Annotated in this window: 21 protein-coding genes; 16 read left to right on the top strand and 5 right to left on the bottom strand. The window is 55.6% G+C overall.

Annotated features, from left to right (window positions below):
- Positions 1 to 2 precede the first annotated feature (2 nt).
- From VIJ98_RS00470 to VIJ98_RS00440, 7 genes are all read left to right on the top strand, one after another.
- Positions 3 to 884 carry an ABC transporter permease gene (locus VIJ98_RS00470; RefSeq protein WP_154181923.1) on the top strand — a complete coding sequence of 294 codons (882 nt, stop codon included), beginning with the start codon at positions 3 to 5 and terminating at the stop codon, positions 882 to 884.
- A gap of 9 nt (positions 885 to 893) precedes the next feature.
- Entirely contained in the window at positions 894 to 2492 is a 1599-nt protein-coding gene (locus VIJ98_RS00465; RefSeq protein WP_323271852.1) for a gamma-glutamyltransferase family protein, read from the top strand.
- A gap of 527 nt (positions 2493 to 3019) precedes the next feature.
- Positions 3020 to 3733: a DUF3053 domain-containing protein gene (locus VIJ98_RS00460; protein WP_008104654.1), complete on the top strand. Its 714-nt coding sequence runs from the start codon at positions 3020 to 3022 to the stop codon at positions 3731 to 3733.
- A 457-nt stretch (positions 3734 to 4190) separates the two neighbouring features.
- The gene (locus VIJ98_RS00455) at positions 4191 to 6125 is read left to right on the top strand and encodes a PTS mannitol transporter subunit IICBA (RefSeq protein WP_008104656.1); all 1935 of its coding nucleotides are present in this window, start codon (positions 4191 to 4193) and stop codon (positions 6123 to 6125) included.
- A gap of 94 nt (positions 6126 to 6219) precedes the next feature.
- Positions 6220 to 7368: a mannitol-1-phosphate 5-dehydrogenase gene (mtlD, locus tag VIJ98_RS00450; RefSeq protein WP_008104658.1), complete on the top strand. Its 1149-nt coding sequence runs from the start codon at positions 6220 to 6222 to the stop codon at positions 7366 to 7368.
- A gap of 60 nt (positions 7369 to 7428) precedes the next feature.
- Positions 7429 to 7974: a mannitol operon repressor MtlR gene (gene mtlR, locus VIJ98_RS00445; RefSeq protein WP_258144282.1), complete on the top strand. Its 546-nt coding sequence runs from the start codon at positions 7429 to 7431 to the stop codon at positions 7972 to 7974.
- A gap of 104 nt (positions 7975 to 8078) precedes the next feature.
- Positions 8079 to 8441 carry a YibL family ribosome-associated protein gene (locus tag VIJ98_RS00440; RefSeq protein ID WP_008104662.1) on the top strand — a complete coding sequence of 121 codons (363 nt, stop codon included), beginning with the start codon at positions 8079 to 8081 and terminating at the stop codon, positions 8439 to 8441.
- A gap of 7 nt (positions 8442 to 8448) precedes the next feature.
- Here the strand turns inward: VIJ98_RS00440 and VIJ98_RS00435 are convergent, their stop codons facing one another.
- From VIJ98_RS00435 to VIJ98_RS00425, 3 genes are all read right to left on the bottom strand, one after another.
- Complete coding sequence (locus VIJ98_RS00435; protein WP_154156903.1) at positions 8449 to 9411, bottom strand: VirK/YbjX family protein; 963 nt, start codon at positions 9409 to 9411, stop codon at positions 8449 to 8451.
- Positions 9412 to 9597: 186 nt separating this feature from the next.
- On the bottom strand, positions 9598 to 10215 hold the full coding sequence (gene sodA / locus VIJ98_RS00430; protein ID WP_008104664.1) for a superoxide dismutase [Mn]: 618 nt from the start codon (positions 10213 to 10215) through the stop codon (positions 9598 to 9600).
- A 160-nt stretch (positions 10216 to 10375) separates the two neighbouring features.
- Positions 10376 to 11401: a LacI family DNA-binding transcriptional regulator gene (locus VIJ98_RS00425; RefSeq protein ID WP_154194606.1), complete on the bottom strand. Its 1026-nt coding sequence runs from the start codon at positions 11399 to 11401 to the stop codon at positions 10376 to 10378.
- Positions 11402 to 11759: 358 nt separating this feature from the next.
- Between VIJ98_RS00425 and VIJ98_RS00420 the strand changes: the two genes are divergently transcribed.
- From VIJ98_RS00420 to alsE, 4 genes are read left to right on the top strand one after another with little or no spacing between them, the layout of a single operon-like run.
- Entirely contained in the window at positions 11760 to 12203 is a 444-nt protein-coding gene (locus VIJ98_RS00420) for a PTS sugar transporter subunit IIA (protein WP_008104669.1), read from the top strand.
- A 15-nt stretch (positions 12204 to 12218) separates the two neighbouring features.
- Positions 12219 to 12485, top strand: a complete 267-nt coding sequence (locus VIJ98_RS00415) for a PTS sugar transporter subunit IIB (protein ID WP_008104674.1) — start codon at positions 12219 to 12221, stop codon at positions 12483 to 12485.
- A gap of 44 nt (positions 12486 to 12529) precedes the next feature.
- A complete protein-coding gene (locus VIJ98_RS00410) occupies positions 12530 to 13789 on the top strand; it encodes a PTS ascorbate transporter subunit IIC (RefSeq protein ID WP_008104676.1) in 1260 nt (419 codons plus the stop codon).
- A gap of 50 nt (positions 13790 to 13839) precedes the next feature.
- Positions 13840 to 14517, top strand: coding sequence for a D-allulose 6-phosphate 3-epimerase (alsE, locus tag VIJ98_RS00405; protein ID WP_323271851.1), 678 nt, complete (start codon positions 13840 to 13842; stop codon positions 14515 to 14517).
- A gap of 65 nt (positions 14518 to 14582) precedes the next feature.
- Here the strand turns inward: alsE and VIJ98_RS00400 are convergent, their stop codons facing one another.
- Positions 14583 to 15923 carry an aspartate aminotransferase family protein gene (locus tag VIJ98_RS00400; protein ID WP_154194610.1) on the bottom strand — a complete coding sequence of 447 codons (1341 nt, stop codon included), beginning with the start codon at positions 15921 to 15923 and terminating at the stop codon, positions 14583 to 14585.
- A gap of 174 nt (positions 15924 to 16097) precedes the next feature.
- Between VIJ98_RS00400 and VIJ98_RS00395 the strand changes: the two genes are divergently transcribed.
- Positions 16098 to 16874 (top strand): DeoR/GlpR family DNA-binding transcription regulator, encoded by a 777-nt coding sequence (locus VIJ98_RS00395; RefSeq protein ID WP_154156906.1) that lies wholly within the window; start codon positions 16098 to 16100, stop codon positions 16872 to 16874.
- Here the strand turns inward: VIJ98_RS00395 and fdhD are convergent.
- Positions 16871 to 17653, bottom strand: a complete 783-nt coding sequence (fdhD, locus tag VIJ98_RS00390) for a formate dehydrogenase accessory sulfurtransferase FdhD (protein WP_407330312.1) — start codon at positions 17651 to 17653, stop codon at positions 16871 to 16873. The two genes, VIJ98_RS00395 and fdhD, sit on opposite strands and share 4 nt — an antisense overlap.
- A 179-nt stretch (positions 17654 to 17832) precedes the next feature.
- Between fdhD and fdnG the strand changes: the two genes are divergently transcribed.
- The 4 genes from fdnG to fdhE are packed head-to-tail and all read left to right on the top strand — an operon-like array spanning position 17833 to position 23358.
- A complete protein-coding gene (gene fdnG, locus VIJ98_RS00385) occupies positions 17833 to 20880 on the top strand; it encodes a formate dehydrogenase-N subunit alpha (protein ID WP_082208780.1) in 3048 nt (1015 codons plus the stop codon).
- A gap of 11 nt (positions 20881 to 20891) precedes the next feature.
- A complete protein-coding gene (gene fdxH, locus VIJ98_RS00380) occupies positions 20892 to 21791 on the top strand; it encodes a formate dehydrogenase subunit beta (RefSeq protein ID WP_154156908.1) in 900 nt (299 codons plus the stop codon).
- Entirely contained in the window at positions 21791 to 22432 is a 642-nt protein-coding gene (gene fdoI, locus VIJ98_RS00375) for a formate dehydrogenase cytochrome b556 subunit (protein WP_008104688.1), read from the top strand. Before fdxH ends, fdoI begins: the two co-directional genes overlap by 1 nt.
- Complete coding sequence (gene fdhE / locus VIJ98_RS00370; RefSeq protein ID WP_154156909.1) at positions 22432 to 23358, top strand: formate dehydrogenase accessory protein FdhE; 927 nt, start codon at positions 22432 to 22434, stop codon at positions 23356 to 23358. Before fdoI ends, fdhE begins: the two co-directional genes overlap by 1 nt.
- Positions 23359 to 23425 lie beyond the last annotated feature (67 nt).

Raw genomic sequence — 23425 nt, 5'->3', positions numbered from 1 at the left:
CCATGAGCGAGGTATTAACCGCTGGAACACTGCCTGCAGTGGCGAAGCCCAATCGTCGGGTGCTGAAAAAGTTCCTGCGTAACAAAAGTGCGCTGATTGGTGCGGTGATTGTGCTGCTGTTTGTCGCCGTGGCGCTGCTGGCACCGTGGCTGGCTCCGTTTGATCCCATCAAAGCCAATTTCCTTGCAGTGCGCAAAGCGCCAACGGTGCTGCACTGGTTCGGCACTGATGAGCTGGGGCGCGATATTTTGTCGCGCCTGGTGTGGGGCGCGCGCACTTCGCTGCTGGCGGGCTGCATTTCGGTGCTGATCGCCATTCTGATTGGCGTGCCGCTTGGGCTGATTGCCGGTTACTGGCAAGGCTGGTGCGACGGCATTATTTCGCGTTTTATCGAAGCGTTACTGGCGTGCCCGTTTCTGATTCTGGCGATCGCGCTGGGTGCATTTCTCGGCCCGAGCCTGTCGAATGCGATGATTGCCATTGGCCTGTCTGCGATGCCGATTTTCGCCCGCTTGACGCGCGGCCAGGTAATCGCCATTCGTCACGAAGAGTACATTGACGGCGCGCGGGCGATTGGTTTGCCCGATCGCTGGATCATCTTGCGTTACGTGCTGCCCAATGTGCTGTCGCCGATTCTGGTGCAGGCCACGCTGGCGATTGCTTCAGCGATTATCACCGAAGCCAGCCTCTCATTCCTTGGCCTCGGCCAGCAACCGCCCTCGCCTTCATGGGGCGCAATGTTGAATACCGCCAAAGGCTTTCTCGAACAGGCGCCGTGGATGTCGATTTTCCCCGGTCTGGCTATTTTTCTCACCGTGCAGGGCTTCAACCTGCTGGGCGACGGTTTGCGCGACGCGCTCGACCCACGCGATGACTCACACTAAGGAACGATCATGAGTGAACTGGATTTTAACGTCAGCTATGCCTCACACCGCGTACCGATGATGGGACGCAACGCGGTTGCCACCTCACAACCGCTGGCGGCGCAGGCCGGGATGCGCATGCTGCAACAGGGCGGCAATGCGGTGGATGCGGCGATTGCCAGTGCGATGGCGTTAACCGTGCTGGAGCCCAGCGGTAACGGCCTCGGCAGTGACGCCTTTGCGATTATCTGGGATGGCAAAAAACTGCACGGTTTGAATGCCTCAGGCCGCTCGCCTGCGGCATGGAACCCGGAACGCTTTGCCGGACGCGATGCCATGCCGGAAATCGGCTGGGAAGCAGTCACCGTGCCGGGCGCGGTTTCGGCGTGGGTTGAGCTGGCCGAACGCTTTGGCACGCTGCCGCTTACCACGCTGGCGCAACCGGCCATCGAATACGCGCGTGACGGTTTCCCGATTTCACCGTTGATTGGTCATCTGTGGCAGCGCGCCTACAACAAGCTCAAAGATCAGCCTGGTTTTGTCGAGTGCTTTGCACCTGAGGGTCGCCCGCCGCGTGCTGGAGAACTGTTCCGCAATCCGGCGCAAGCGGAAACGCTGCAAAAAATCGCCGAAACGCGCGGTGAAGCCTTCTATCGTGGTGAGCTGGCTGAAAAGATAGTGGCATTTGCTGAGCAGCATGGCGCGGCGCTCAGCCTTGATGATCTGAAAAATCATCGCGCTGATTGGGTTGAATTGTTATCGCGCCCGTTTGCGGGCGGATCGGTGCAGGAGTTGCCACCGAACGGTCAGGGCATCGCCACCTTGATTGCACTGGGCATTCTCGAACAGTGGGATATTGGCCGCTATCAACCGGATTCGGTGCCGTGGCTGCATCTGTCGATTGAAGCGATGAAACTGGCGCTAGCCGATCTGGATCGTTACGTCAGCGATTACGATCACCTCGAGTTCCCGGCGGAACTGCTGCTAAGCGATGAATATTTGAAACAGCGCGCGCAGCTGATTAATCCTGATCAGGCCGGGGATTTTACCTTTGGTTCCCCGCAGCAGAGCGGCACGGTGTATCTCTCTACCGCCGATGCCAGCGGCATGATGGTTTCCTTTATACAGTCAAACTACATGGGCTTCGGTTCTGGCGTGGTGGTGCCGGGCACCGGCATCAGCCTGCAAAACCGTGGCTGCGGTTTCTCACTCGATCCGCAGCATCCCAATGTGGTGGCCGGCGGTAAGCGTCCGTTCCACACCATCATTCCGGCGTTTGCCCTCGATGGTGACGGTCAGCCGCTGATGTCGTTTGGCGTGATGGGCGGCCCGATGCAGGCACAAGGTCATTTGCAGATGGCGCTGCGCATCATGCAGCACAAGCAAAACCCGCAGGCAGCGATTGATGCCCCGCGCTGGCGCGTTGAGCAAGGGCGTGCGGTGGTGGTTGAGCCGGGCATCGACCGTAACGTGCAGGCAAAGCTGCGCGAGATGGGGCATCAAATTACGCTGGAAGATCCGCTGCTCGGCTATAACTTCGGCGGTGCGCAGGCGATTGTGCGCGATCCGCAAGGCTTCTACATCGCCGCCACCGAAAGCCGTAAGGATGGGCAGGCGCTGGTGTTCTGATTTAACGTGTTAAAACGGTCACCATAAATGGTGACCCTACGGGATTTGCAGCGATTGTGAGCCAGGAAAATGCATTGTTGCTGCAGCGCGGGTGTTGAGGCGACATCCGAACCCGCTGAGCGAACGAGGGATTCCAGGGCGAGCCGCATGGATGCGGCGAGAGGTGGCGCTGAGCAGGAGCGAATCGACACCGGTCCGTCAGGAATCGTGAATGAGTGAAGGTACCGCGCAGCGGCGGGTTGGGCTGGCGCAAGGCCCGGGAGTGCAGAGGGCGCGGCCAGGCGTCCTCTGCTCGGTCGCCGCACGAAGGTGCTGCAACTGCCTCAGCAAGAGGCGAACGAAAGTCGCTTTGTGCTTAGCTGATCGGCATTACACCATAAATGGTGACCCTACGAATTCCGCTATTTCCTTGCCTGGTGCGCATTTATGCGCACCAGGCAAACGCCGCCCGTTGTACCCGCCAGGCCATTGCACTATCCTTTAGGACCATTCCCACCGAATCGAATTTGCCATAACAGGAGTTAATCATGGCGTCAGGAATTTCCCGCATCTGGATGCGCACCGGCATGCTGATGGTCAGTGCCTTGGTCGTGCTGCAACTTACGGCCTGTGGCGACAAAGAGGGCGATCAGCGTAAAGCGTTCAGTGACTTCCTTCAGAACACAGTGATGCGCAGCGGCGAACATCTGCCAAGCCTGAGTGAAAATCAGAAGCAGACCTTCGGTAACTACGCCAGCGATTACGCCATCCTGTATGGTTTCTCGCAGCAGACCAATCAGGCGATTGAGCAAGGTATGCGTCCGGTGGTTGATGAGTTAGCGGCGATTCGTGTACCGCAGGATTACCTGACGCGCCGCGATAGCCTGCGCCAGGCCAGCGGTAATCTGAGCGTGCTGACCCAGCAGATTCAGAGCGCCAAAATGCAGGCGGACAGCAGCAAAGCCACGCTGAAACAGCCGGATGACCTGAAGAAAGTCTACGACGCCGCGTTTACCAAAGTGGTAACGCAGCCAGCCAGCACGCTGATTCCGCTGCTGCCACAGCTGCAGGCGCTGAGCCAGGCGGCGGTGCAAACCGGCGACTATCTGCAATCGCAAGGCACACGCGTAACCTTCAACGATGGCGGCGTGCAGTTCCCAACGCAGGATCAGGCAACGCAGTACAACACGCTGATGAGCAATCTCTCCAGCAATGCGCAGGCGCTGACGCAAGCGCAAAATGCGGTGCAAGGCGGGTTATAACAGCCGATATATTTTAGTGGTCGCCATCAATGGCGACCCTACAAGCCATTCGTTTCTTTTCAGAATTTCGTCACTTCCTTACAGCTCACTTTTCTGCTGCAGCATATTGTGATCTGGCGCATTTTCGACCAAAAATAGTTTGTGACATTGATCACATTTACACAACAAAGCACCTACTGCAAAAGGTGACTTAAGTCACATTCATCATCTTGTTTTGCTTAATTTTTCGGCATCGTTGCTTTCTTACAGCGTCTTTTTGTGATCAGCATCACCTTATTGCACCCCAACCACCCCAACTTAGCGTGATCTGCATCACACTTAGGTGCTGCTCTACGCAGCGTAATAAACTAGTGCTAGAGTCCGCGTGCATACAGTAATGCCACGGCCCCCGCCGTAACGTTCAAACAAAAACAAACGCGCTCTCTTATTGCAGCGCGTCTCAATAAGGGGTGGGTTTATGTCCTCATCAGTAAAGGTCAAGGTTCAGAGCTTTGGTCGCTTTCTGAGTAATATGGTGATGCCTAACATCGGTGCGTTTATCGCATGGGGTATCATCACTGCGCTGTTCATCCCAACCGGATGGATTCCAAACGAAACGCTGGCGAAACTCGTCGGCCCAATGATCACCTACCTGCTGCCGCTGCTGATTGGTTTCACCGGTGGACGTCTGGTTGGCGGCGATCGCGGTGGCGTGGTCGGTGCAATCACCACCATGGGCGTGATCGTCGGTGCCGATATGCCGATGTTCCTCGGCTCCATGATTGCCGGCCCGCTTGGCGGCTGGGCGATCAAGTCCTTTGACCGCGCCGTTGATGGCAAGATCAAAAGCGGCTTCGAGATGCTGGTTAACAACTTCTCGGCCGGTATCATCGGTATGCTGCTGGCGCTGTTAGCGTTCCTGGCAATCGGTCCACTGGTTGAAGGCCTGTCACACATTCTCGCCGCTGGCGTGAATCTGATGGTGCAGAACAACCTGCTGCCACTGACGTCGATCTTTGTTGAACCGGCGAAAATCCTGTTCCTCAACAACGCCATCAACCACGGTATCTTCTCTCCACTGGGTATCCAGCAGGCGAGCGAGGCCGGCAAATCAATCTTCTTCCTGATTGAAGCTAACCCAGGTCCGGGTATGGGCGTGCTGGTTGCCTACATGATGTTTGGTCGCGGTAGCGCTAAACAATCTGCAGGCGGTGCAGCGATCATCCACTTCCTGGGTGGTATCCACGAAATTTACTTCCCATACGTGCTGATGGCGCCGCGTCTGTTGCTGGCAGTTATCCTTGGCGGTATGACTGGCGTGTTCACCTTGACGCTGCTGAACGGCGGCCTGGTTTCTCCTGCTTCTCCAGGTTCCATCCTGGCCGTGCTGGCGATGACGCCAAAAGGCGCTTACTTCGCGAACATCGCGGCCATCATCGCTGCATTTGCCGTCTCCTTCGTGGTCTCTTCAATCCTGCTGAAAACCAGCAAAGTGAAAGAAGATGACGATATCGAAGCGGCGACGCAGCGCATGCAGGATATGAAAGCGCAGTCGAAAGGTCAGGCTGTTGCCGGTTCACCGGTTGCTGGCGACGCGATGAGCGTTGACCTGAACCACGTACGCAAAATCATCGTAGCCTGTGACGCCGGTATGGGTTCAAGTGCGATGGGTGCAGGCGTGCTGCGTAAGAAAGTGCAGGACGCGGGTCTGAGCAATATCTCCGTCACCAACACGGCGATTAACTCGCTGCCGGGCGACGTCGATCTGGTGATAACCCACCGCGATCTGACCGAACGTGCGATGCGTCAGGCACCGCAAGCGCAGCACATTTCGCTGAACAACTTCCTCGATAGCGCACTGTATAGCAACCTGACCGAACGTCTGGTTGCCGCTAACCGCAGTGAAGCGCGTCGCGAAACCGTGCAGACCACGCTGGCTGACAGCTACGACGAAGGCAACGCGCACCTGTTCAAACTGGGTGCAGACAACGTGTTCCTCGGCCTGAGCGCCACCCATAAAGAGCAGGCGATTCGCTTTGCGGGTGAGCAGCTGGTGAAAGGCGGCTACGTGCAGCCGGAATATGTTGAAGCGATGCTGGAACGTGAAAAGCTGACGCCAACTTACCTCGGTGAATCCATTGCTGTGCCACACGGTACCGTAGAAGCGAAAGACCGCGTGCTGAAAACCGGCGTGGTGTTCTGTCAGTATCCGGCAGGCGTGCAGTTTGGTGATGAGCCAGAAGACGTGGCGCGTTTGGTGATTGGTATCGCCGCTCGCAATAACGAGCACATTCAGGTGATTACCAGCCTGACCAACGCGCTGGATGATGACAGCGTGATTGAGAAGCTGGCGAATACCACCAGCGTGCAGGACGTGTTGGACCTGCTCTCAGGCAACACCGTTAAAGCGTAATACCACGTTTTACCTTCCCTGGGGCGGGTAAGCCCGTCCCACATTTCCGGGGCGGACTTGCCCGCCCTTTCGTCATTTGATATGGGTCAAATTTATGAAAGCGTTACATTTTGGAGCAGGTAACATTGGTCGCGGTTTTATCGGTAAGTTACTGGCGGATGCCGGCATCGAGCTGGTGTTTGCTGACGTCAATCAGGTGGTACTTGATGCCCTTAACGCCCGTCATGAGTATCCGGTTCATGTGGTTGGCGAGCAGGCAAAAGTCGAAATCGTAACAGGCGTCAGCGCCGTCAATAGCACCAGCGATGACATCGTTGCGCTGATTGCTGAGGTTGATATCGTGACCACGGCGGTTGGCCCGCAGATTCTGGAGCGCATCGCCGGTGGCGTCGCCAAAGGTCTGGCTAAACGCAGCGACAGCGGTAACGTCCGTCCACTCAACATCATCGCCTGTGAAAACATGGTGCGCGGTACCAGCCAGCTGAAACAGCACGTGCTGAAAGCGCTGCCAGAGCAGTATCACGCGTGGGTTGAAGCGCATGTTGGCTTCGTTGATTCTGCTGTCGATCGCATTGTGCCGCCGTCCGAAGCTGGCACCACCGATCCGCTGGAAGTCACCGTGGAAACCTTCAGCGAGTGGATTGTTGATAAAACCCAGTTCAAAGGTGAATTGCCAAACATTCCTGGCATGGAATTGACCGACAACCTGATGGCTTTCGTTGAGCGCAAGCTGTTCACCCTCAATACCGGTCACGCCATCACCGCATATCTCGGTCAGCTGGCCGGTCACGCTACTATTCGTGACGCGATTCTCGACGAGAAAGTGCGTGCGGTAGTGCAAGGCGCGATGCAGGAAAGCGGCGCAGTGCTGATCAAGCGTTATGGCTTTGAGGCCGATAAGCATGCTGCTTACATCCAGAAAATCCTCACCCGCTTCGAAAATCCGTACCTGAAAGATGACGTTGAGCGCGTAGGTCGTCAGCCGCTGCGTAAACTGAGCGCGGGCGATCGCCTAATCAAGCCAACGCTGGGCACCATTGAATACAACCTGCCGCATACCAATCTGGTGCAGGGCATTGCCGCCGCCATGCACTATCGCAGCGAAGCCGATCCGCAGGCGCAGGAACTGGTTGCGCTGCTGGCGGAAAAAGGCCCGCAAGCCACGCTGGCGGAAATTTCTGGCCTGGATGCCAACAGCGAAGTGGTCACCTCAGTGGTGAGCGCTTACAACGCTATGGCATAATGCGCGCCCTTTAGTGGTTAACTCGGGCGCGCTTGCGTGCCCGCTGGCGGTAGCTGAACGATGCAGGCAATGATGGAAGAGAAGCAGGCTTTTGAAAACCGGGTGCTTGAGCGCCTGAACGCCGGTCGTTCGGTGAGAAGCTTCCTGATCGCCGCCGTTGAGCTGCTGACCGAAGCAGTTAACCTGCTGGTGCTGCAAGTGTTTCGCAAGGACGATTACGCGGTCAAATACGCAGTAGAGCCGCTGCTGCTGGGTAATGGTCCGCTGGGCGAACTCTCGGTTCGCCTCAAGCTGATTTACGGCCTGGGCGTGATCAACCGGCATGAGTACGAAGATTGCGAACTGCTGCTGGCGCTGCGTGAGGAGTTGAATCACGATATCAGCGATTATCGTTTTACCGACGATGAGATCCTCGGCCCGTTTGGCGAGCTTCACTGCGTGGTCGCCTGGCCGCCGCAACCGGATTTCAACCGCGACGACGAGCAACTACGCTCAATGCAGCAGCAGCGCTATCTGCAGATGGTGCGTTCAACCATGGTGTTGTCGCTCACCGAGCTGATTTCACGCATTTCGCACAAGCAAGTATTTAAAAAGCCGGCAGTGTAGGGTCGCCATTCATGGCGACCAGGCGAGCATGAATACGCGCCACGCTGCAAAACTGCGTAGATTTGTGTATCCTTTGCCTGTTTTCCTTAACGAGTTTTCCCCCAATGAAAGAACAAGAAAAAGCCGAGATTAAACTGCTGAGCGATCAGCTCGATGCGCTCAACCGCAAAGAAGCCCCGCTGTTAGCCTCTGGCGATGCCGAAAAGCTCGGTGAACTGCTGCGTGAAAAAGAGAAGCTGGAGCTGGAAATTGAGCGCCTGCGCAGTGTGCGCACCGAGAAGCTGAGTAAAGAAGCGCAACAGCTGCAGAAGCTGGGCTTTAGCCGCGAAATCACCAAGAAAGAACAGGCCAACATGGGCGCATTCAAGAAAAGCGTGCGCGGCCTGGTGGTGGTACACCCAATGACCGCGCTCGGACGTGAGATGGGACTGAAAGTGATGACCGGCTACGCGAAGCAGCCGTTCTAATCTTTACTTACGCGGCGTGTGAGACGTCGCGTAGGATGCCAGCCGCCTGATGAACTTGTTCATTCAGACTGTCCAGCAAGGCATAGCGACGGCGATACTCGGCGCGCTTCTTGCTGGCAATCTCTTCCAGATCTTTACGCTCCGCGCGTAACGGCAACGCAAACAGCTCATCAGCACGCGCCACGCCACCCAACGACAACCAAAACTCGCTGTAGCTGGCAAAGAACTTGTCGCCTTTACTGTGACGGTAGCGCAGGCTGCGGAAAACGTGTGTGGTATCGCCAACAGCGGTGATCGCCTCAACGCCACACTGTTGCGCCAGATTAAATACCGCTTCCATCAGCAAACGTTTCGGGAATACGCCGTGTGCCGCTTTCGTGGCATCGCGAATCACGTCGTTGGAAATATGTTTACGCGGCCCCTGCAATCCACCAATTAATAAGGTGCGCTTGTTCTGTTCGCGAATAATAGAGAAAGAGAGCGAAGCAATTAATTGCGATTCATAACGCAGTTCCAGGGTAATTTCACCTTCACGGTCAAAACGTCCCGGACAGCAGTGAATCACAAACGCCTCGTCATTTTTGCCGCTCAACGTCGCCAGTAAATTATCGCCCGGACTCTGCAACAGCTGACGCAGTGCCGCATTCTCTATCTGCTCCATCAACGTATAGTGATCGATGATCGCCTGCGCACGCTGCGCCACGCTGAATCCCGCACGCAGATAAGGACGATGTGGCTTCGCCGGCAGCAAACCCTGCATGGTTAACAGCTGCGGCAGCGCAGACAATTTCGCTAGCTGGTGCAGATAATTAAAGGTCGTCACAGGAAAGACTAGCGACCTTAAGGCAAATTTCGCGCGAAAACTTCCGCTATTCCATAATTTATTCGGCCTGAACTTTCCGCTTATTAATGGTAAAAACAGCGGCGCTGACGAATCATTATTCGTCACAGAAGTTGTGATAGTAGACATGATTATTTAGGCTTGGCGAGACAAATTATCGCCACTATATGCCCCAAATTATCAACGGCAGGTTAATAAGCTTTCGCAGCGTAATAATCGTAAGCGGGAATATTCAGGTCGTTTAGAAAGGGTTTAAAAATGACAAAAAAACCGGTGAAATCATCACCGGTTTCGTGTTGCAGCTTTAGCCTGAACTTACTTAGCAGCAGCGAAAAGCGCTGCAGCTTCGTCCCAGTTCACAACGTTCCAGAATGCTTTGATGTAATCAGGACGTTTGTTCTGATACTTCAGGTAGTAAGCATGTTCCCAAACGTCCAGACCGATGATCGGAGTGCCTGAAACGCCAGCGACCGCTTCACCCATCAATGGGCTGTCCTGGTTTGCGGTTGAAACCACAGCCAGTTTGTCGCCTTTTTTCACCAGCCACGCCCAGCCTGAACCGAAGCGAGTGGTAGCGGCTTTCTCAAACTCAGCCTGGAAAGCTTCAACGCTACCGAAATCTTTTTCGATGGCAGCTTTCAGGTCGCCCTGCAGCGAGGTGCCCAGCTTCAGACCTTTCCAGAAGAAGCTGTGGTTAGCGTGGCCGCCTGCGTTGTTACGCAGTGGACCTTTTTTGTCTGCTGGCAGCTGATCCAGCTTAGCGATCAGTTCTTCAACCGGCAGGTTAGCGAATTCGGTACCTTCCAGCGCAGCGTTAGCGTTGTTAACGTAGGCCTGGTGGTGTTTAGAGTGATGGATTTCCATCGTCTGCTTGTCGAAGTGCGGTTCCAGTGCGTCGTACGCATACGGCAGGGATGGCAGTGAATAACTCATGTTCTTCCTCTCCATTTTAGTGTTTTGCAGCACCACCTCACTGGGCGTGCCGCGTAAGCAGTCGGATCATTATAGTTAAAAACATGATCCGTAAAAGGGTTATCAATGCCTTAGAATTGATAAGGATTTGATGAATCTGAGAAAAGGTGCGCACGCACGGCTACACCTTGTGGCTGCTGGCGCGTAGTTTAAGCTGCACCGGCAGTTCATTGATGGCTGGCGGTTCATCGCCTTTGAGCGCCGCCAGCAGACGTTTACCTGCCGTGCGCCCCATCTCTTCATACGGCAGCACAATGCTGGTCAGCGGCGGCGAGCATACCGCCGCTAACGGGCCGCCGCCGATGCTGGCAATCGCCAACTGGCTGGGAATCGCAATCCCCGCCGCATGGCACGCCATGATGGCACCACAAGCCACTTCATCGCTGGTGCAAATCAGCACATCCAGCTCTGGCCAGGTAAGGCGAATTTCTGCCAGCAAGCTGTGCCCGGCGGCAAAGGTTGGCATTTTCGGCGAGGTAACCACGCGATGCGGCGCCTGATTCATCGCCAGCATGCCGCTGTGCCAGCCATTCAGCAGCTGGCGGAAGATGGTGTTATTACTCTGCGTGCACAACAAACCGAGATTGCGATAACCGCGCTCGACCAGGCTTTGCACCAGTTGGCGAATCGCTTTGGCGTAATCGACACCAATGCTGATCCCCGCCGAGTCCTGATGCACACCGCCAATATCCATCACCGGCAACCCGGAATTGCTCAGCAAACGATGCGCTTCGGCGGCGTTATCGAAATTAAAATGCACCATCGCCGCCGGATTATAGGAGAGCAGCATTTCAATCAGTTCGCTCTCTTCCGCAGCCGAATGATTGGCTTCCGCCAGCATCATGTTGTAGCCCTGCGGCCGCAGCACTTCCTGCAGCGCTTCCGACACAATCGCACTGCCCGGCGTGGCAAACGACGGCACCACCATGGTGATCAGGCGTGATGTCGCCGAGGCGAGATTACTCGCCTGCACGTTCGGTACATAGGAGAGCTCAATCACCGCCGCATCGATTTTGGCGCGAATTTCAGGCGACACTTTTTCCGGCATGCGCAACGCACGCGATGCGGTCATGGTGCTTACGCCCACCAAACGGGCAACATCGGCCAAAGTACTTTTGCCGGTACCGCGCCGTCGCTTCTCAGCCATTCCTGCTCCTATGTCTGCCCTCCATACTTCAAACTGCAGGTGCGTTGGCTGCATTTCAAATGATGAAGGGCACTATTCATAACGTTTACTTTTTGCCAGGACGCAGCTTAAAACCAAATCTGTTAACGCGCCATGTGAAAAACCACAGTTTCGGGCATCCCTGTCCCTGCGATCTTTCCAGAATGCTGAGCATGTCAGGTGCTTGCAACGAAGACAAACGCGCAGCAAGGAAATGTTAGCGATAACACGTTTTTTAACAATAACGGTGTTAGCGCTAACTTTTGCGACAATCATCACAGAAAACCGCTGAGAAAATAACCTACATTGCACCCCATCGACGAATAAACAGGAATTACTGATGCTCACTCAATGGCTAACACCGCAACATATTCGTGTCGTAGAGCAGGTTAGCGACTGGCAGGAAGCTGTGCGTTTATCCGCCGAACCGCTGCTGGCAGCCGGTGCCATCAGCCCGGCTTATCTCGATGCCATCTTCACTTCGCATGCCGAGCTCGGCCCGTATTACGTGCTGGCGCCGGGTCTGGCGATGCCACATGCCCGCCCGGAACAAGGCGCGCGCAAAAATGGCCTGTCGCTGCTGCATGTGAAAAATGGCGTGAGTTTTCAGGCCGATGAGAACGATCCGGTTTATGTGGTCATCATGCTGTGTGCGGTGTCTGGCGACGATCATATTCAGATGATCACCGCATTAGCCGACGTGTTCAGCGACGAATCCCGCCTGCAGCAGTTGCTGTCGGCTTCTACCCTGTCAGCGATTGAAGCTGTCATTGAAAATAAATAACCAGAGAACCCTATTATGAAAAAAGTGCTGATTGTGTGCGGAAATGGTTTAGGCAGCAGCTTCATTGTTGAAATGAACGTGAAGAAGATTGTGGCGGAATTGGGTAAAGAAGCCGAAGTGGGCCATACCGATTTAACCTCAGCGAAATCTGAACAGGCTGATTTAATTATTGCCGCGAAAGATATTGCCGATCAATTAGCCGGACACAGCGCGAAAGTCGTTGGCCTGACTAATCTGCTGGATAATGCAAAAATCAAAGAAATTATCGCTGAAAACATTTAATAACCTTGTAAGGCAAGTACACGCTACTTAATACGGAGTAGGTTATGCTGCAATTTATTATAAAGGATGTTCTTGGAACACCCGCAATACTTGTCGGCCTTTTTTCCCTGTTTGGTTTATTACTGCAAAAGAAACCGGTTTCTGATGTTATTTCCGGTACGCTTAAAACCATCATGGGTTTTGTTATTCTCATCGCCGGGGCCAATTTAATTGCGGCCACATTGACCATCTTCAGCCAGCTGTTTGAGCACTCGTTTAATATTCAGGGCGTGGTGCCAAATACCGATGCAATGGCCGCGCTGGCGCAGAAGAGTTACGGCACCGAAACCGCCATGATCATGGTGTTCGGTATGCTGGTGAACATCTTGCTGGCGCGCATTACACCACTGAAATACATCTTTCTGACCGGGCACCACACGCTGTATATGTCGGCGATGCTGGCGGTGATTCTATCAGTAGGCGGCATACACGGCTTCTGGCTGGTGCTGATTGGTTCGCTGATTCTCGGCACCATGATGGTGGTGTGCCCGGCGATTCTTCAGCCGTTCACCCGCAAAATCACCAACTCGGACGATCTGGCACTCGGCCACTTTGGCTCAACCGGTTATCTGCTCTCCGCGTTAGTCGGCAAAGTGGTCGGGAAAGGCAGCCCGTCGATTGAAGAGCTGAAGGTACCGAAAACCCTAAACTTCCTGCGCGACTCATCGGTAGCGATTTCGCTGACCATGATGATTCTGTTTATCGCGTTGGTTCTGGTTGCGGGCAAAGAGTTTACCGAAAGTATCAGTGGCGGCCAGAACTACATTGTGTTCGCCATCATTCAGTCGATTACCTTTGCTGCTGGCGTCTACATCATCCTCGCCGGTGTGCGTATGGTGATTGCGGAGATCGTGCCGGCCTTTAAAGGCATCGCCGATAAGCTGGTACCCAACGCCAAACCGGCGCTGGATTGCCCAACCGTGTTCCCGTTCGCACCGAACGCGGTGATCATCGGCTTCCTGTCGAGCTTCTCCGCCGGTTTGATCAGCATGTTCCTGTGCCCGCTGTTTGGTTTGAGCGTCATCGTTCCAGGTCTGGTGCCGCACTTCTTCTGCGGTGCAACTGCTGGCGTCTACGGCAATATCACCGGCGGACGTCGTGGCGCAGTGATTGGCGCCTTTGTGCAAGGCCTGCTGATCTCCTTCCTGCCAGCGATTCTGCTGCCGCTGATGGGCGACCTCGGCTTCGCTTCTACTACCTTCGGCGATGCCGACTTCGGTATTGTCGGTATCGTGCTCGGCCACATTATTTCGTTCTTCCATTGATGTCATCAACAGCGCCTGCGGGCGCTGTTTTTGTAATGAGGAAATAAGTTATGCAAGCCAAATTTTCCCCCTCCTTAATGTGCATGGATCTCACGCGTTTTCGCGAACAGGTCGAAGCGATGAATAGCACCGCCGCCTTTTATCATGTCGATATTATGGATGGAAGCTATGTGAAGAATATTACGCTGTCGCCATTCTTTATCGAGAACCTGCGTAAAATTACCGATGTGCCGATTGACGTGCATTTAATGGTGAATCATCCGGAAGATATTATTCCGATGTGCATTGAGGCAGGCGCAGATATTATTAGCTTCCACCCGGAAACCGCTAATAATAAAATCTTTCGCCTGCTGACGCAGATTAAAGACGCGGGCCGTCGCTGCGGCGTGGTTTTAAATCCGGCCACGCCGGCAGAAAGTATTCGTGAATATGCGCATCTGCTGGATAAAGTGACGGTGATGTCGGTGGATCCGGGTTTCGCCGGGCAGAAGTTTATTCCGGAAACGTTGAATAAGATTCGCCAGCTGATCGCCATGCGCGAAGAGCACGGTTATCACTATCTGACTGAAATTGATGGTTCGTGCAACGAGCGCACCTTTAAACAAATCGCCGCTTCCGGCGTCGATGTGTTTATTGTCGGCACGTCAGGATTGTTTAATCTGGATGATGATGTGGCGCAGGCATGGCAGAAGATGGAGAGCATTTTCGCCGAGGAAACCGCAGTGTAATATCCCGTAGGGTCGCCATTCATGGCGACCTTATTCATTACCGCACCCTATCCACAGTGACCGTTTTACCGCCCCAACTCACTCAGCGACTTATCCAGCGCGCCCACCAGCCAGTCGATATCCGCTTCCTGGAACGCCAACGGCGGACGCAGTTTCAGCACGTTACCGTAAGGGCCCGCAACTGACGTCAGCACGCGGTGTTCGCGCAGTTTCTCGATTAAATCCAGCGCCAGCGCTTTGTCCGGCGTTTTGCTGGCGCGGTCCTGCACCAGTTCGAAACCAATAAACAGCCCTGCACCGCGCACGTCACCGATCGATTCATGGCGATCCATCAGTTTCTGCAACTCACCTAACAGTTTGGCGCCCACCACGCGGCTGTGCTCCTGCAAGCCCTCTTCCTTAATCACCGTCAACACCGCTTGCGCTGCGGCCATCGCCACCGGATTACCGCCAAAGGTGTTGAAGTAAGGAATTTCATCGCTGAATGCGGCCAGCACATCGCTTTTCGCCAGCAAACCTGAAACCGGAATGCCGTTGCCCATTGGCTTGCCAGTGGTGATGACATCAGGCACTACGCCGTGACGCGCAAAGCCCCAGAACGCATCGCCGGTACGACCAAAGCCCGGCTGCACTTCATCGGCGATGAAAATCCCGCCGTTGGCATGCACCACATCGACCGCTTTTTGCAGGAAGCCGCGCGGATTCGGTAATACGCCATCGGAAGAGAAGATGGAGTCAGCGAGGAAGCCGGCAAACTTAATGCCGTGCGCCTTCATATCGTCGATCTGCTTCTGAATTTCATTGGCAAACCACTCGCCGAGATCCGGCGCATTCACGCGATAAGCATCCGGCGGTGAAACCAGACGCGTGGTAGCCGCCAGCGGCTGTCCGCTGCCGAGCGCAGGTGACACGCCTGACGTGAGATCGCTGGTGCCGTGATACGCCTCCTGCGACACGATAATGCCGGTGCCGCCGCTGAAAGCACGCGCCACGCGGATCGCCAAATCGTTGGCTTCCGAACCAGTACACATATACATGGCGCGATCGATGGCATCCGGCGTGGTCGCCAACAGCTCCTCGGTGTAATCGAGAATGCGTTCGTGCAGATAGCGCGTGTGGGTGTTCAGCATCTTCATCTGCTGATTCACCGCCTCAATCACCGCCGGATGGCAGTGACCAATGCTCGCCACGTTGTTGTACACATCAAGATATTTATCACCGGCGGCATCCCATAAATACTGCCCTTCGCCGCGCACTAAGTGCACCGGCTTGCGGTAAAACAGGCGATACGACTCGCCCAACACTTTGCTGCGCTTGTCGGTGAGCTTGCGGGTTGCCGCATCCAGCCCGTCGGCGTGCTCAGCACGAAAACTGTTGGTATCCATGATGGTAGAACGTGTAGCCATGGTAACTCCCGTTGCGAAGGTGAAAGGGGTGCATGCGAAATCGCCGTTTGCCAATATCATGCCTGCTTTGGCGACAAATGCAACCAAATACACAAATACAACCAAATACACATGACGGCGTCATGACACTCAGGTAAGCTTAGGCCCAGGTTGAACACGCCACAGGGAAAAGTCATGCTGCAGGAAACCCGCTTACACCGCATTCGCGCGCTGCTGACCACGCAACATCAGCTCAGCACCGAACGCATCATCAACGAGCTTGGCATTTCGCGCGAAACCGCGCGGCGCGACATTATTGAACTGGAAGCGCAGGGATTGGCGCGGCGTGTACATGGCGGTTTGGTTGCCGTTGATAGCCAGCCGGAGCCGCCATTACAGGTGCGCCGCAACGCGCAGGCGAAAGAGAAACGCGCGATTGCGGTTGCCGCCGCGCAGCATCTTCAGCCCGGCCAAACGCTGTTCCTTGATGCCGGCACCACCACCACCATGCTGGCCGAACAGCTGCGCAGCATGTCGGGTTTAACCATCATTACCAACAGTTTGCAGGCCGCGCTGGCACTGAGCGCAGCGGAAGAGCATGAGACGTTGAATAATCAGGTGATTTTGCTTGGCGGCATAATGATGGCAGGCGCGCAGCAAACGCGCGGTGAGATGACGATCGGCGAAATTTATCGTTATCGCGCCGATGTGGCGCTGCTTTCACCGGTCGGCATCGACGCTAAAAACGGTGCCAGCAGCTTTCATCCCCATGAAGCGGCGATTGCCCGCGCCATGGTGCAGCAGGCGAATCGCACCATTTTACTGGCGGATCACAGCAAACTCGGCGTGATAAGCCGCACCGTTTACGCACCGATTGCGGAAGTTGATCTGCTGATTTGCGACAGCGGCGCAGCAAAACCTGGCGCGCTGGCGGCGCTGCAACAGGCGTTGCCGCAGGTGCAGGTGGTTTAACGCAGACGCTGCGGGTGGCTGTAAACCGTGGCGCGACCCGGTTTACTGAAACCGACCAGCGTGAGATTGCAGCGTTCAGCCACCTCAACGGCGAGCTGCGTTGCCGCCGAAACCGCGAACAGTATCTCCACGCCGCACATGGCGGATTTCTGCACCATCTCATAGCTGGCGCGGCTGGAAACCAGCACTGCGCCCTGCTGCCACGGCTGCTGGCTGCGATTCCCCAGCAATTTATCCAGCGCCACATGGCGACCCACATCTTCATAGCCGCCCTGCAATTCGCCTTGCGGTGACATCCACGCCGCCGCATGCGTGCAGCCGGTGAGATTGCCGATCGGCTGGTAGTCGCGCAGCTGCGCCAGGCCTTTATCGAGGTTAGCTAAATCAAAGGTTTGGCTGAATGGCAGCGGCTGTAGCGGCTTACCGATTTGGTCGAGTTGCTCGACGCCACACACGCCGCAGCCGGTGCGGCCAGCCATTGCGCGACGCTGCTCTTTCAGCGCCATAAAGCGGCGGCTGGAGAGTTCAATCTGCACTTCAATGCCTTTACAACCCGGCACCACATCGATGCCGAAGATTTCATCCGGGCGCGCAATAATTCCTTCCGAGAGCGAGAAACCTATCGCAAAAGCTTCCAAATCATTGGGTGTCGCCATCATCACAACGTGCGAAATGCCGTTATACACCAGCGCCACCGGCACTTCCTCGGCCAGCCAGTCAGTTTCCGCAAGGCTGATATCACGCCGCTGATGGACCTGCGCCTGCACCGCGCCTGAGATCTTATTCACATTAATGTGACTTTCCTGCTCATTCTCTGTCACTTTTTTCGCCTCATACAACAACCTTACTAAAGTAGTGGTATTATTAGGTCGCTATTGCCGCAATATTCGTCGGGTTATTGTGACGCCCGATCCACTGAACCGCAAAAGTACAATCAATCATGTTGAAAGGATAATCCATGAACGTCAGCCGAAGAAAATTCTTCAAGGTGTGTGCTGGCGGTATGGCAGGGACAACGGCAGCGCTGCTCGGCTTTGCGCCAGAGGTAGCGCTGGCGGAAACGCGGCAGTACAAACTGCTGCGCGCGCGCGAAACCCGTAACACCTGCACTTACTGCTCAGTTGGCTGTGGCTTGTTAATGTACAGCCTCGGTGACGGCGCGAAAAACGCCAAAGAGACCATTTTCCACATCGAAGGGGATCCGGATCATCCGGTGAGCCGCGGCGCACTGTGCCCGAAAGGCGCAGGCCTGCTCGACTTCATCCACAGTGAAAGTCGCCTGCAATACCCGGAATACCGCGCGCCAGGCTCCAATAAATGGCAGCGCATTAGCTGGGACGATGCATTTGATCGCATCGCGAAGCTGATGAAAGCGGATCGCGACGCTAACTTCGTGGCGCAGAACGCCGCTGGCGTGACGGTCAACCGTTGGCTCTCCACCGGCATGTTGTGTGCTTCCGCATCCAGCAACGAAACCGGCTACTTAACCCAGAAATTTACCCGATCGCTCGGCATGTTAGCGGTCGACAACCAGGCACGCGTTTGACACGGACCAACGGTAGCAAGTCTTGCTCCAACATTTGGTCGCGGTGCGATGACCAATCACTGGGTCGACATCCGTAATGCCAATCTGATCGTTGTGATGGGCGGTAACGCCGCTGAAGCGCATCCCGTGGGATTCCGCTGGGCGATGGAAGCCAAAATTCACAACAAAGCCAAAATTATTGTTATCGATCCGCGTTTCACACGAACCGCATCGGTAGCCGATTTCTATACGCCGATCCGCTCAGGCACCGACATCACTTTCCTGTCGGGCGTACTGCTGTGGCTGCTGCAAAACGAAAAAATCCAGCGCGAATATGTCGAGGCGTACACCAACGCCAGCCTGATCGTACGCGAGGATTATCATTTTGAAGATGGCCTGTTCAGCGGCTACGACGAAGCGAATCGCAAATACGACAAAACCAGCTGGAACTACGAGTTGGGCGATGACGGCTTTGCTAAACGCGACACCACGCTGACGCACCCGCGCTGCGTGTGGAACCTTTTAAAACAGCACGTTAGCCGCTACACGCCAGAAATCGTTGAGCGCATCTGCGGCACGCCAAAAGCTGACTTCCTGCATGTCTGCGAACTGCTGGGCGAAACCAGCGCACGCGATCGCACCACCTCATTCCTGTATGCGCTCGGCTGGACGCAGCACTCGGTTGGTGCGCAGAACATCCGCACCATGGCGATGATTCAGCTGCTGTTGGGCAATATGGGCATGATTGGCGGCGGCATCAACGCACTGCGCGGCCACTCGAATATTCAGGGCCTGACCGACCTCGGTCTGCTGTCGCAGAGTTTGCCGGGTTACATGACCTTGCCGTCGGAGAAACAAACCGATCTGCAGAGTTATCTCGCCGCCAACACGCCAAAAGCGCTGCTGCCGGGCCAGGTGAACTACTGGAGCAACTACCCGAAATTCTTCGTCAGCCAAATGAAAGCCTTCTTCGGCGACAAAGCCCAGAAAGAGAACAACTGGGGCTTCGACTGGTTGCCGAAGTGGGACAAAGGCTACGACGTGCTGCAGTACTTCGAGATGATGTCGCAAGGCAAGGTCAACGGCTATCTGTGCCAGGGCTTTAACCCGGTGGCGTCATTCCCGAACAAGCGCAAAGTGATTGATTCACTGTCGAAGCTGAAGTTCCTGGTCACCATTGATCCGCTTAACACCGAAACCGCTACTTTCTGGGAGAATCACGACGAGTTTAACGATGTTGACCCGTCAAAAATTCAGACCGAAGTGTTCCGTTTGCCCTCCACCTGCTTCGCTGAAGAGAACGGTTCGATCGTCAACTCTGGCCGCTGGCTGCAATGGCACTGGAAAGGTCAGGATGCACCGGGCGAAGCGCTGAATGACGGTGAAATTCTTTCCGGCATCTATTCACGCCTGCGCAAAATGTACGCCAGTGAAGGCGGGGCGCTGCCTGAGCAAGTGCTGAACATGAGCTGGAACTACCTGACGCCAGAAAATCCAGCGCCGGAAGAAGTGGCGATGGAGAACAACGGTAAAGCGCTGGCCGATGTGTTCGATGACAAAGGCACGTTGTTGGTGAAAAAAGGCCAACAGCTCAGCACCTTTGCCCATCTGAAAGATGACGGCAGCACCAGCAGCGGTTGCTGGATTTTCGCCGGCAGCTGGACGCCGGACGGCAACCAAATGGCACGCCGCGACAACACCGATCCCACCGGTTTGGGCAACACGCTGAACTGGAGTTGGGCGTGGCCGCTTAACCGCCGCATCCTCTACAACCGCGCCTCGGCTGACCCGCAAGGCAATCCGTGGGATCCAAAACGCCAAATCCTGAAATGGGATGGTGCGAAATGGGGCGGCATGGATGTACCGGACTACAGCGCCGCCGCGCCAGGCAGCGATGTCGGACCGTTCATCATGCAGCCGGAAGGCATGGGCCGCCTGTTTGCGCTCGACAAAATGGCCGAAGGTCCGTTCCCGGAACACTACGAGCCGTTTGAAACGCCGATCGGCACCAACCCGCTGCATCCGAACGTGGTATCCAACCCGGCGGCGCGCGTGTTCAAGGACGATTTGGCATCGATGGGTCAGGCGGAGCAGTTCCCGTATGTCGGCACCACTTATCGCCTAACCGAGCATTTCCATTACTGGACCAAACACGCGCGGCTCAATGCCATCGCGCAGCCGGAACAGTTTATTGAAATCGGCGAGAAGCTGGCCAACAAGCTCGGCATCGCGCAGGGCGATACGGTGAAAGTGAGCTCCAATCGCGGCTACATCAAAGCCAAAGCGGTGGTCACCAAGCGCATCCGTCCACTCAACGTCGACGGCAAAATCGTCGATACCATCGGCATTCCGATTCACTGGGGTTATCAGGGCGTGGCGAAAAAAGGCTTTATCGCCAACACCCTGACGCCGTTTGTCGGTGATGCCAACACGCAGACGCCAGAATTTAAGGCGTTCCTGGTCAACGTCGAGAAGGTGTAAGGAGAACGAATATGGCTTATCAATCTCAAGACATTATCCGCCGCTCCGCCACCAATGGACTCACGCCTGCCCCGCAGGCGCGTAACCATCAGCAGGAAGTGGCGAAACTGATCGACGTGACCACCTGCATCGGCTGCAAAGCCTGCCAGGTGGCGTGTTCGGAGTGGAACGATATCCGCGATGAAGTGGGACATAACGTTGGGGTGTACGACAATCCCGCTGATTTGACCGCCAAATCCTGGACGGTGATGCGCTTCTCAGAAGTGGAGGAGAACGGCAAGTTAGAGTGGCTGATCCGCAAGGATGGCTGCATGCACTGCGCCGATCCCGGCTGCCTGAAGGCGTGCCCGTCTGAAGGCGCGATTATTCAGTACGCCAACGGCATCGTCGATTTTCAGTCAGAACAGTGCATTGGCTGCGGCTACTGCATCGCTGGCTGTCCGTTCGATGTGCCGCGTATGAATAAAGAGGACAACCGCGTGTATAAATGCACGCTGTGCGTCGATCGCGTCAATGTTGGTCAGGAACCGGCGTGCGTGAAAACCTGTCCGACCGGCGCGATTCACTTCGGCAGCAAAAGCGATATGCAGGCGCTGGCGGGTGAACGTGTGGCCGAGCTCAACACGCGTGGCTATGCCAACGCGGGCTTGTACGATCCGGAAGGCGTCGGCGGTACGCACGTGATGTACGTGCTGCACCACGCAGACAAACCGCAGCTGTATCACGGTTTGCCGGCTAACCCGAGCATCAGCCCGGCGGTGACTTTCTGGAAAGGGATCTGGAAACCGCTGGCGGCGATTGGTTTTGCCGCCACCTTTGCTGCCTCAGTATTCCACTACGTTGGCGTAGGGCCGAACCGCGTGGAAGAGGATGAGGACGAGAACCTGCACGAAAAAGAGGAGCGCGAATAATGAAAAAACGCGATCGTCTGGTGCGCTACAGCGCACCGGAACGCATCAATCACTGGATTGTGGCGTTCTGTTTTGTGCTCGCCGCGCTAAGCGGGCTGGGTTTCTTTTTCCCGTCGTTTAACTGGCTGATGCACGTGCTCGGCACGCCGCAGTTGGCGCGTATCCTGCATCCCTTTATTGGTACGGTGATGTTTGCCGCCTTTATCATCATGTTCTTACGCTATTGGAAACATAATCTGATCAATCGCGAAGACCTGGTGTGGGCGAAAAACATCCACAAAATCGTGCAAAACGAAGAGGTCGGCGATACCGGCAAATACAACTTCGGGCAGAAGTGTGTGTTCTGGGCTGCTATCATCAGCTTAGTCTTGCTGCTGGTGAGCGGAATTGTTATCTGGCGCCCGTACTTTGCCGGTGCCTTTACTATTCCGCTGATTCGCATCGCTTTAGTGGTGCATTCGGTCTCAGCTGTGGCGCTTATCATGGTGATTATGGTGCACATTTACGCCGCGTTGTGGGTAAAAGGCACCATTACCGCCATGGTTGAGGGCTGGGTTCCGGCCGCGTGGGCGAAGAAACATCACCCACGCTGGTATCGCGAGCAGCGCCAACGCCAAACACAACAGGAAAAACGTCCCTGATGAGTATTCGCATCATCCCGCAGGACCAGCTGGAGAAAGGCGAAAAGTACACGGCGGAGCAAGTTCCGCCGTTACTTTTCCCCCGGCTGAAAAATCTGTATAGCCGCCGTGCGGCACGTTTGCGCGACCTGGCCGCGAAGAATCCGCTCGGTGATTACCTGCGCTTTGCTGCGGTGATCGCCGAGGCGCAGGAGATCGTGCTGTATGACCATCCGCTGCAAATCGACCTGCAGCAGCGGCTGACGCAGAGCGCCGAGCAGGGCAAGCCGCCGCTCGATATCCATACCTACCCGCGCGATGCGCACTGGCAACGTCTGCTGCATTCGCTGATCGCCGAGCTGAAGCCGGAGATGAGCGGCCAGGCGCTGGCGGTGCTGGAGAATCTGGAAAAAGCCTCCACCACTGAACTGGAAAATCTGGCGCATGCGCTGCTGGAAGGCGATTTCGCGCAGGTGAGCAGCGATAAATCGCCGTTCATCTGGGCAGCGTTGTCGATTTACTGGGCGCAAATGGCGGCACTGATTCCCGGCAAAGCACGCGCAGAATACGGTGAGCATCGCCAGTTTTGCCCGGTGTGCGCCAGCGTGCCGGTCACCAGCGTGGTGCACATGAGCGTGGGCCAGCAAGGACTGCGCTATCTGCACTGCAATCTGTGTGAAAGTGAATGGTATGTGGTGCGCAGCAAGTGCTCCAACTGCGAACAAACCGGCGATCTGCATTACTGGTCGCTGGACAGCGAAAAAGCGGCGGTGAAAGCAGAGAGCTGCGGCGACTGCGGAACCTACCTGAAGATGTTGTATCAGGAAAAAGATCCGGCGGTGGAACCGGTGGCAGATGACCTCGCTTCGCTGGTGCTGGATGCCCGCATGGAGCAGGAAGGATTCGCGCGCAGCAGCCTGAATCCGTTTATGTTCCCCGGCGACTAACTGTAGGGTCGCCATTCATGGCGACCTTCTCGATGAACGCACAAATCCACGCAGCTCAACACGGAGG

Origin of the sequence: Pantoea sp. S18, from assembly GCF_045689705.1 — a bacterium.
Classification (GTDB): domain Bacteria; phylum Pseudomonadota; class Gammaproteobacteria; order Enterobacterales; family Enterobacteriaceae; genus Pantoea; species Pantoea symbiotica.
The sequence above is the reverse complement of the archived record's forward strand: the minus strand, read 5'-3'. Positions and strand labels throughout refer to the sequence as shown.

What these genes read in the sequence shown, in the direction of transcription:
- VIJ98_RS00415 (WP_008104674.1), top strand. Translation starts at nt 12,219, where the DNA reads ATGAAAAAAGTGCTGATTGTGTGCGGAAATGGTTTAGGCAGCAGCTTC.
- VIJ98_RS00440 (WP_008104662.1), top strand. Translation starts at nt 8,079, where the DNA reads ATGAAAGAACAAGAAAAAGCCGAGATTAAACTGCTGAGCGATCAGCTC.
- VIJ98_RS00465 (WP_323271852.1), top strand. Translation starts at nt 894, where the DNA reads ATGAGTGAACTGGATTTTAACGTCAGCTATGCCTCACACCGCGTACCG.
- alsE (WP_323271851.1), top strand. Translation starts at nt 13,840, where the DNA reads ATGCAAGCCAAATTTTCCCCCTCCTTAATGTGCATGGATCTCACGCGT.
- VIJ98_RS00420 (WP_008104669.1), top strand. Translation starts at nt 11,760, where the DNA reads ATGCTCACTCAATGGCTAACACCGCAACATATTCGTGTCGTAGAGCAG.
- VIJ98_RS00460 (WP_008104654.1), top strand. Translation starts at nt 3,020, where the DNA reads ATGGCGTCAGGAATTTCCCGCATCTGGATGCGCACCGGCATGCTGATG.
- sodA (WP_008104664.1), bottom strand. Translation starts at nt 10,215, where the DNA reads ATGAGTTATTCACTGCCATCCCTGCCGTATGCGTACGACGCACTGGAA.
- VIJ98_RS00425 (WP_154194606.1), bottom strand. Translation starts at nt 11,401, where the DNA reads ATGGCTGAGAAGCGACGGCGCGGTACCGGCAAAAGTACTTTGGCCGAT.
- mtlR (WP_258144282.1), top strand. Translation starts at nt 7,429, where the DNA reads ATGCAGGCAATGATGGAAGAGAAGCAGGCTTTTGAAAACCGGGTGCTT.
- VIJ98_RS00455 (WP_008104656.1), top strand. Translation starts at nt 4,191, where the DNA reads ATGTCCTCATCAGTAAAGGTCAAGGTTCAGAGCTTTGGTCGCTTTCTG.
- VIJ98_RS00395 (WP_154156906.1), top strand. Translation starts at nt 16,098, where the DNA reads ATGCTGCAGGAAACCCGCTTACACCGCATTCGCGCGCTGCTGACCACG.
- mtlD (WP_008104658.1), top strand. Translation starts at nt 6,220, where the DNA reads ATGAAAGCGTTACATTTTGGAGCAGGTAACATTGGTCGCGGTTTTATC.
- VIJ98_RS00400 (WP_154194610.1), bottom strand. Translation starts at nt 15,923, where the DNA reads ATGGCTACACGTTCTACCATCATGGATACCAACAGTTTTCGTGCTGAG.
- VIJ98_RS00410 (WP_008104676.1), top strand. Translation starts at nt 12,530, where the DNA reads ATGCTGCAATTTATTATAAAGGATGTTCTTGGAACACCCGCAATACTT.
- fdhE (WP_154156909.1), top strand. Translation starts at nt 22,432, where the DNA reads ATGAGTATTCGCATCATCCCGCAGGACCAGCTGGAGAAAGGCGAAAAG.
- VIJ98_RS00470 (WP_154181923.1), top strand. Translation starts at nt 3, where the DNA reads ATGAGCGAGGTATTAACCGCTGGAACACTGCCTGCAGTGGCGAAGCCC.
- VIJ98_RS00435 (WP_154156903.1), bottom strand. Translation starts at nt 9,411, where the DNA reads ATGTCTACTATCACAACTTCTGTGACGAATAATGATTCGTCAGCGCCG.
- fdxH (WP_154156908.1), top strand. Translation starts at nt 20,892, where the DNA reads ATGGCTTATCAATCTCAAGACATTATCCGCCGCTCCGCCACCAATGGA.
- fdoI (WP_008104688.1), top strand. Translation starts at nt 21,791, where the DNA reads ATGAAAAAACGCGATCGTCTGGTGCGCTACAGCGCACCGGAACGCATC.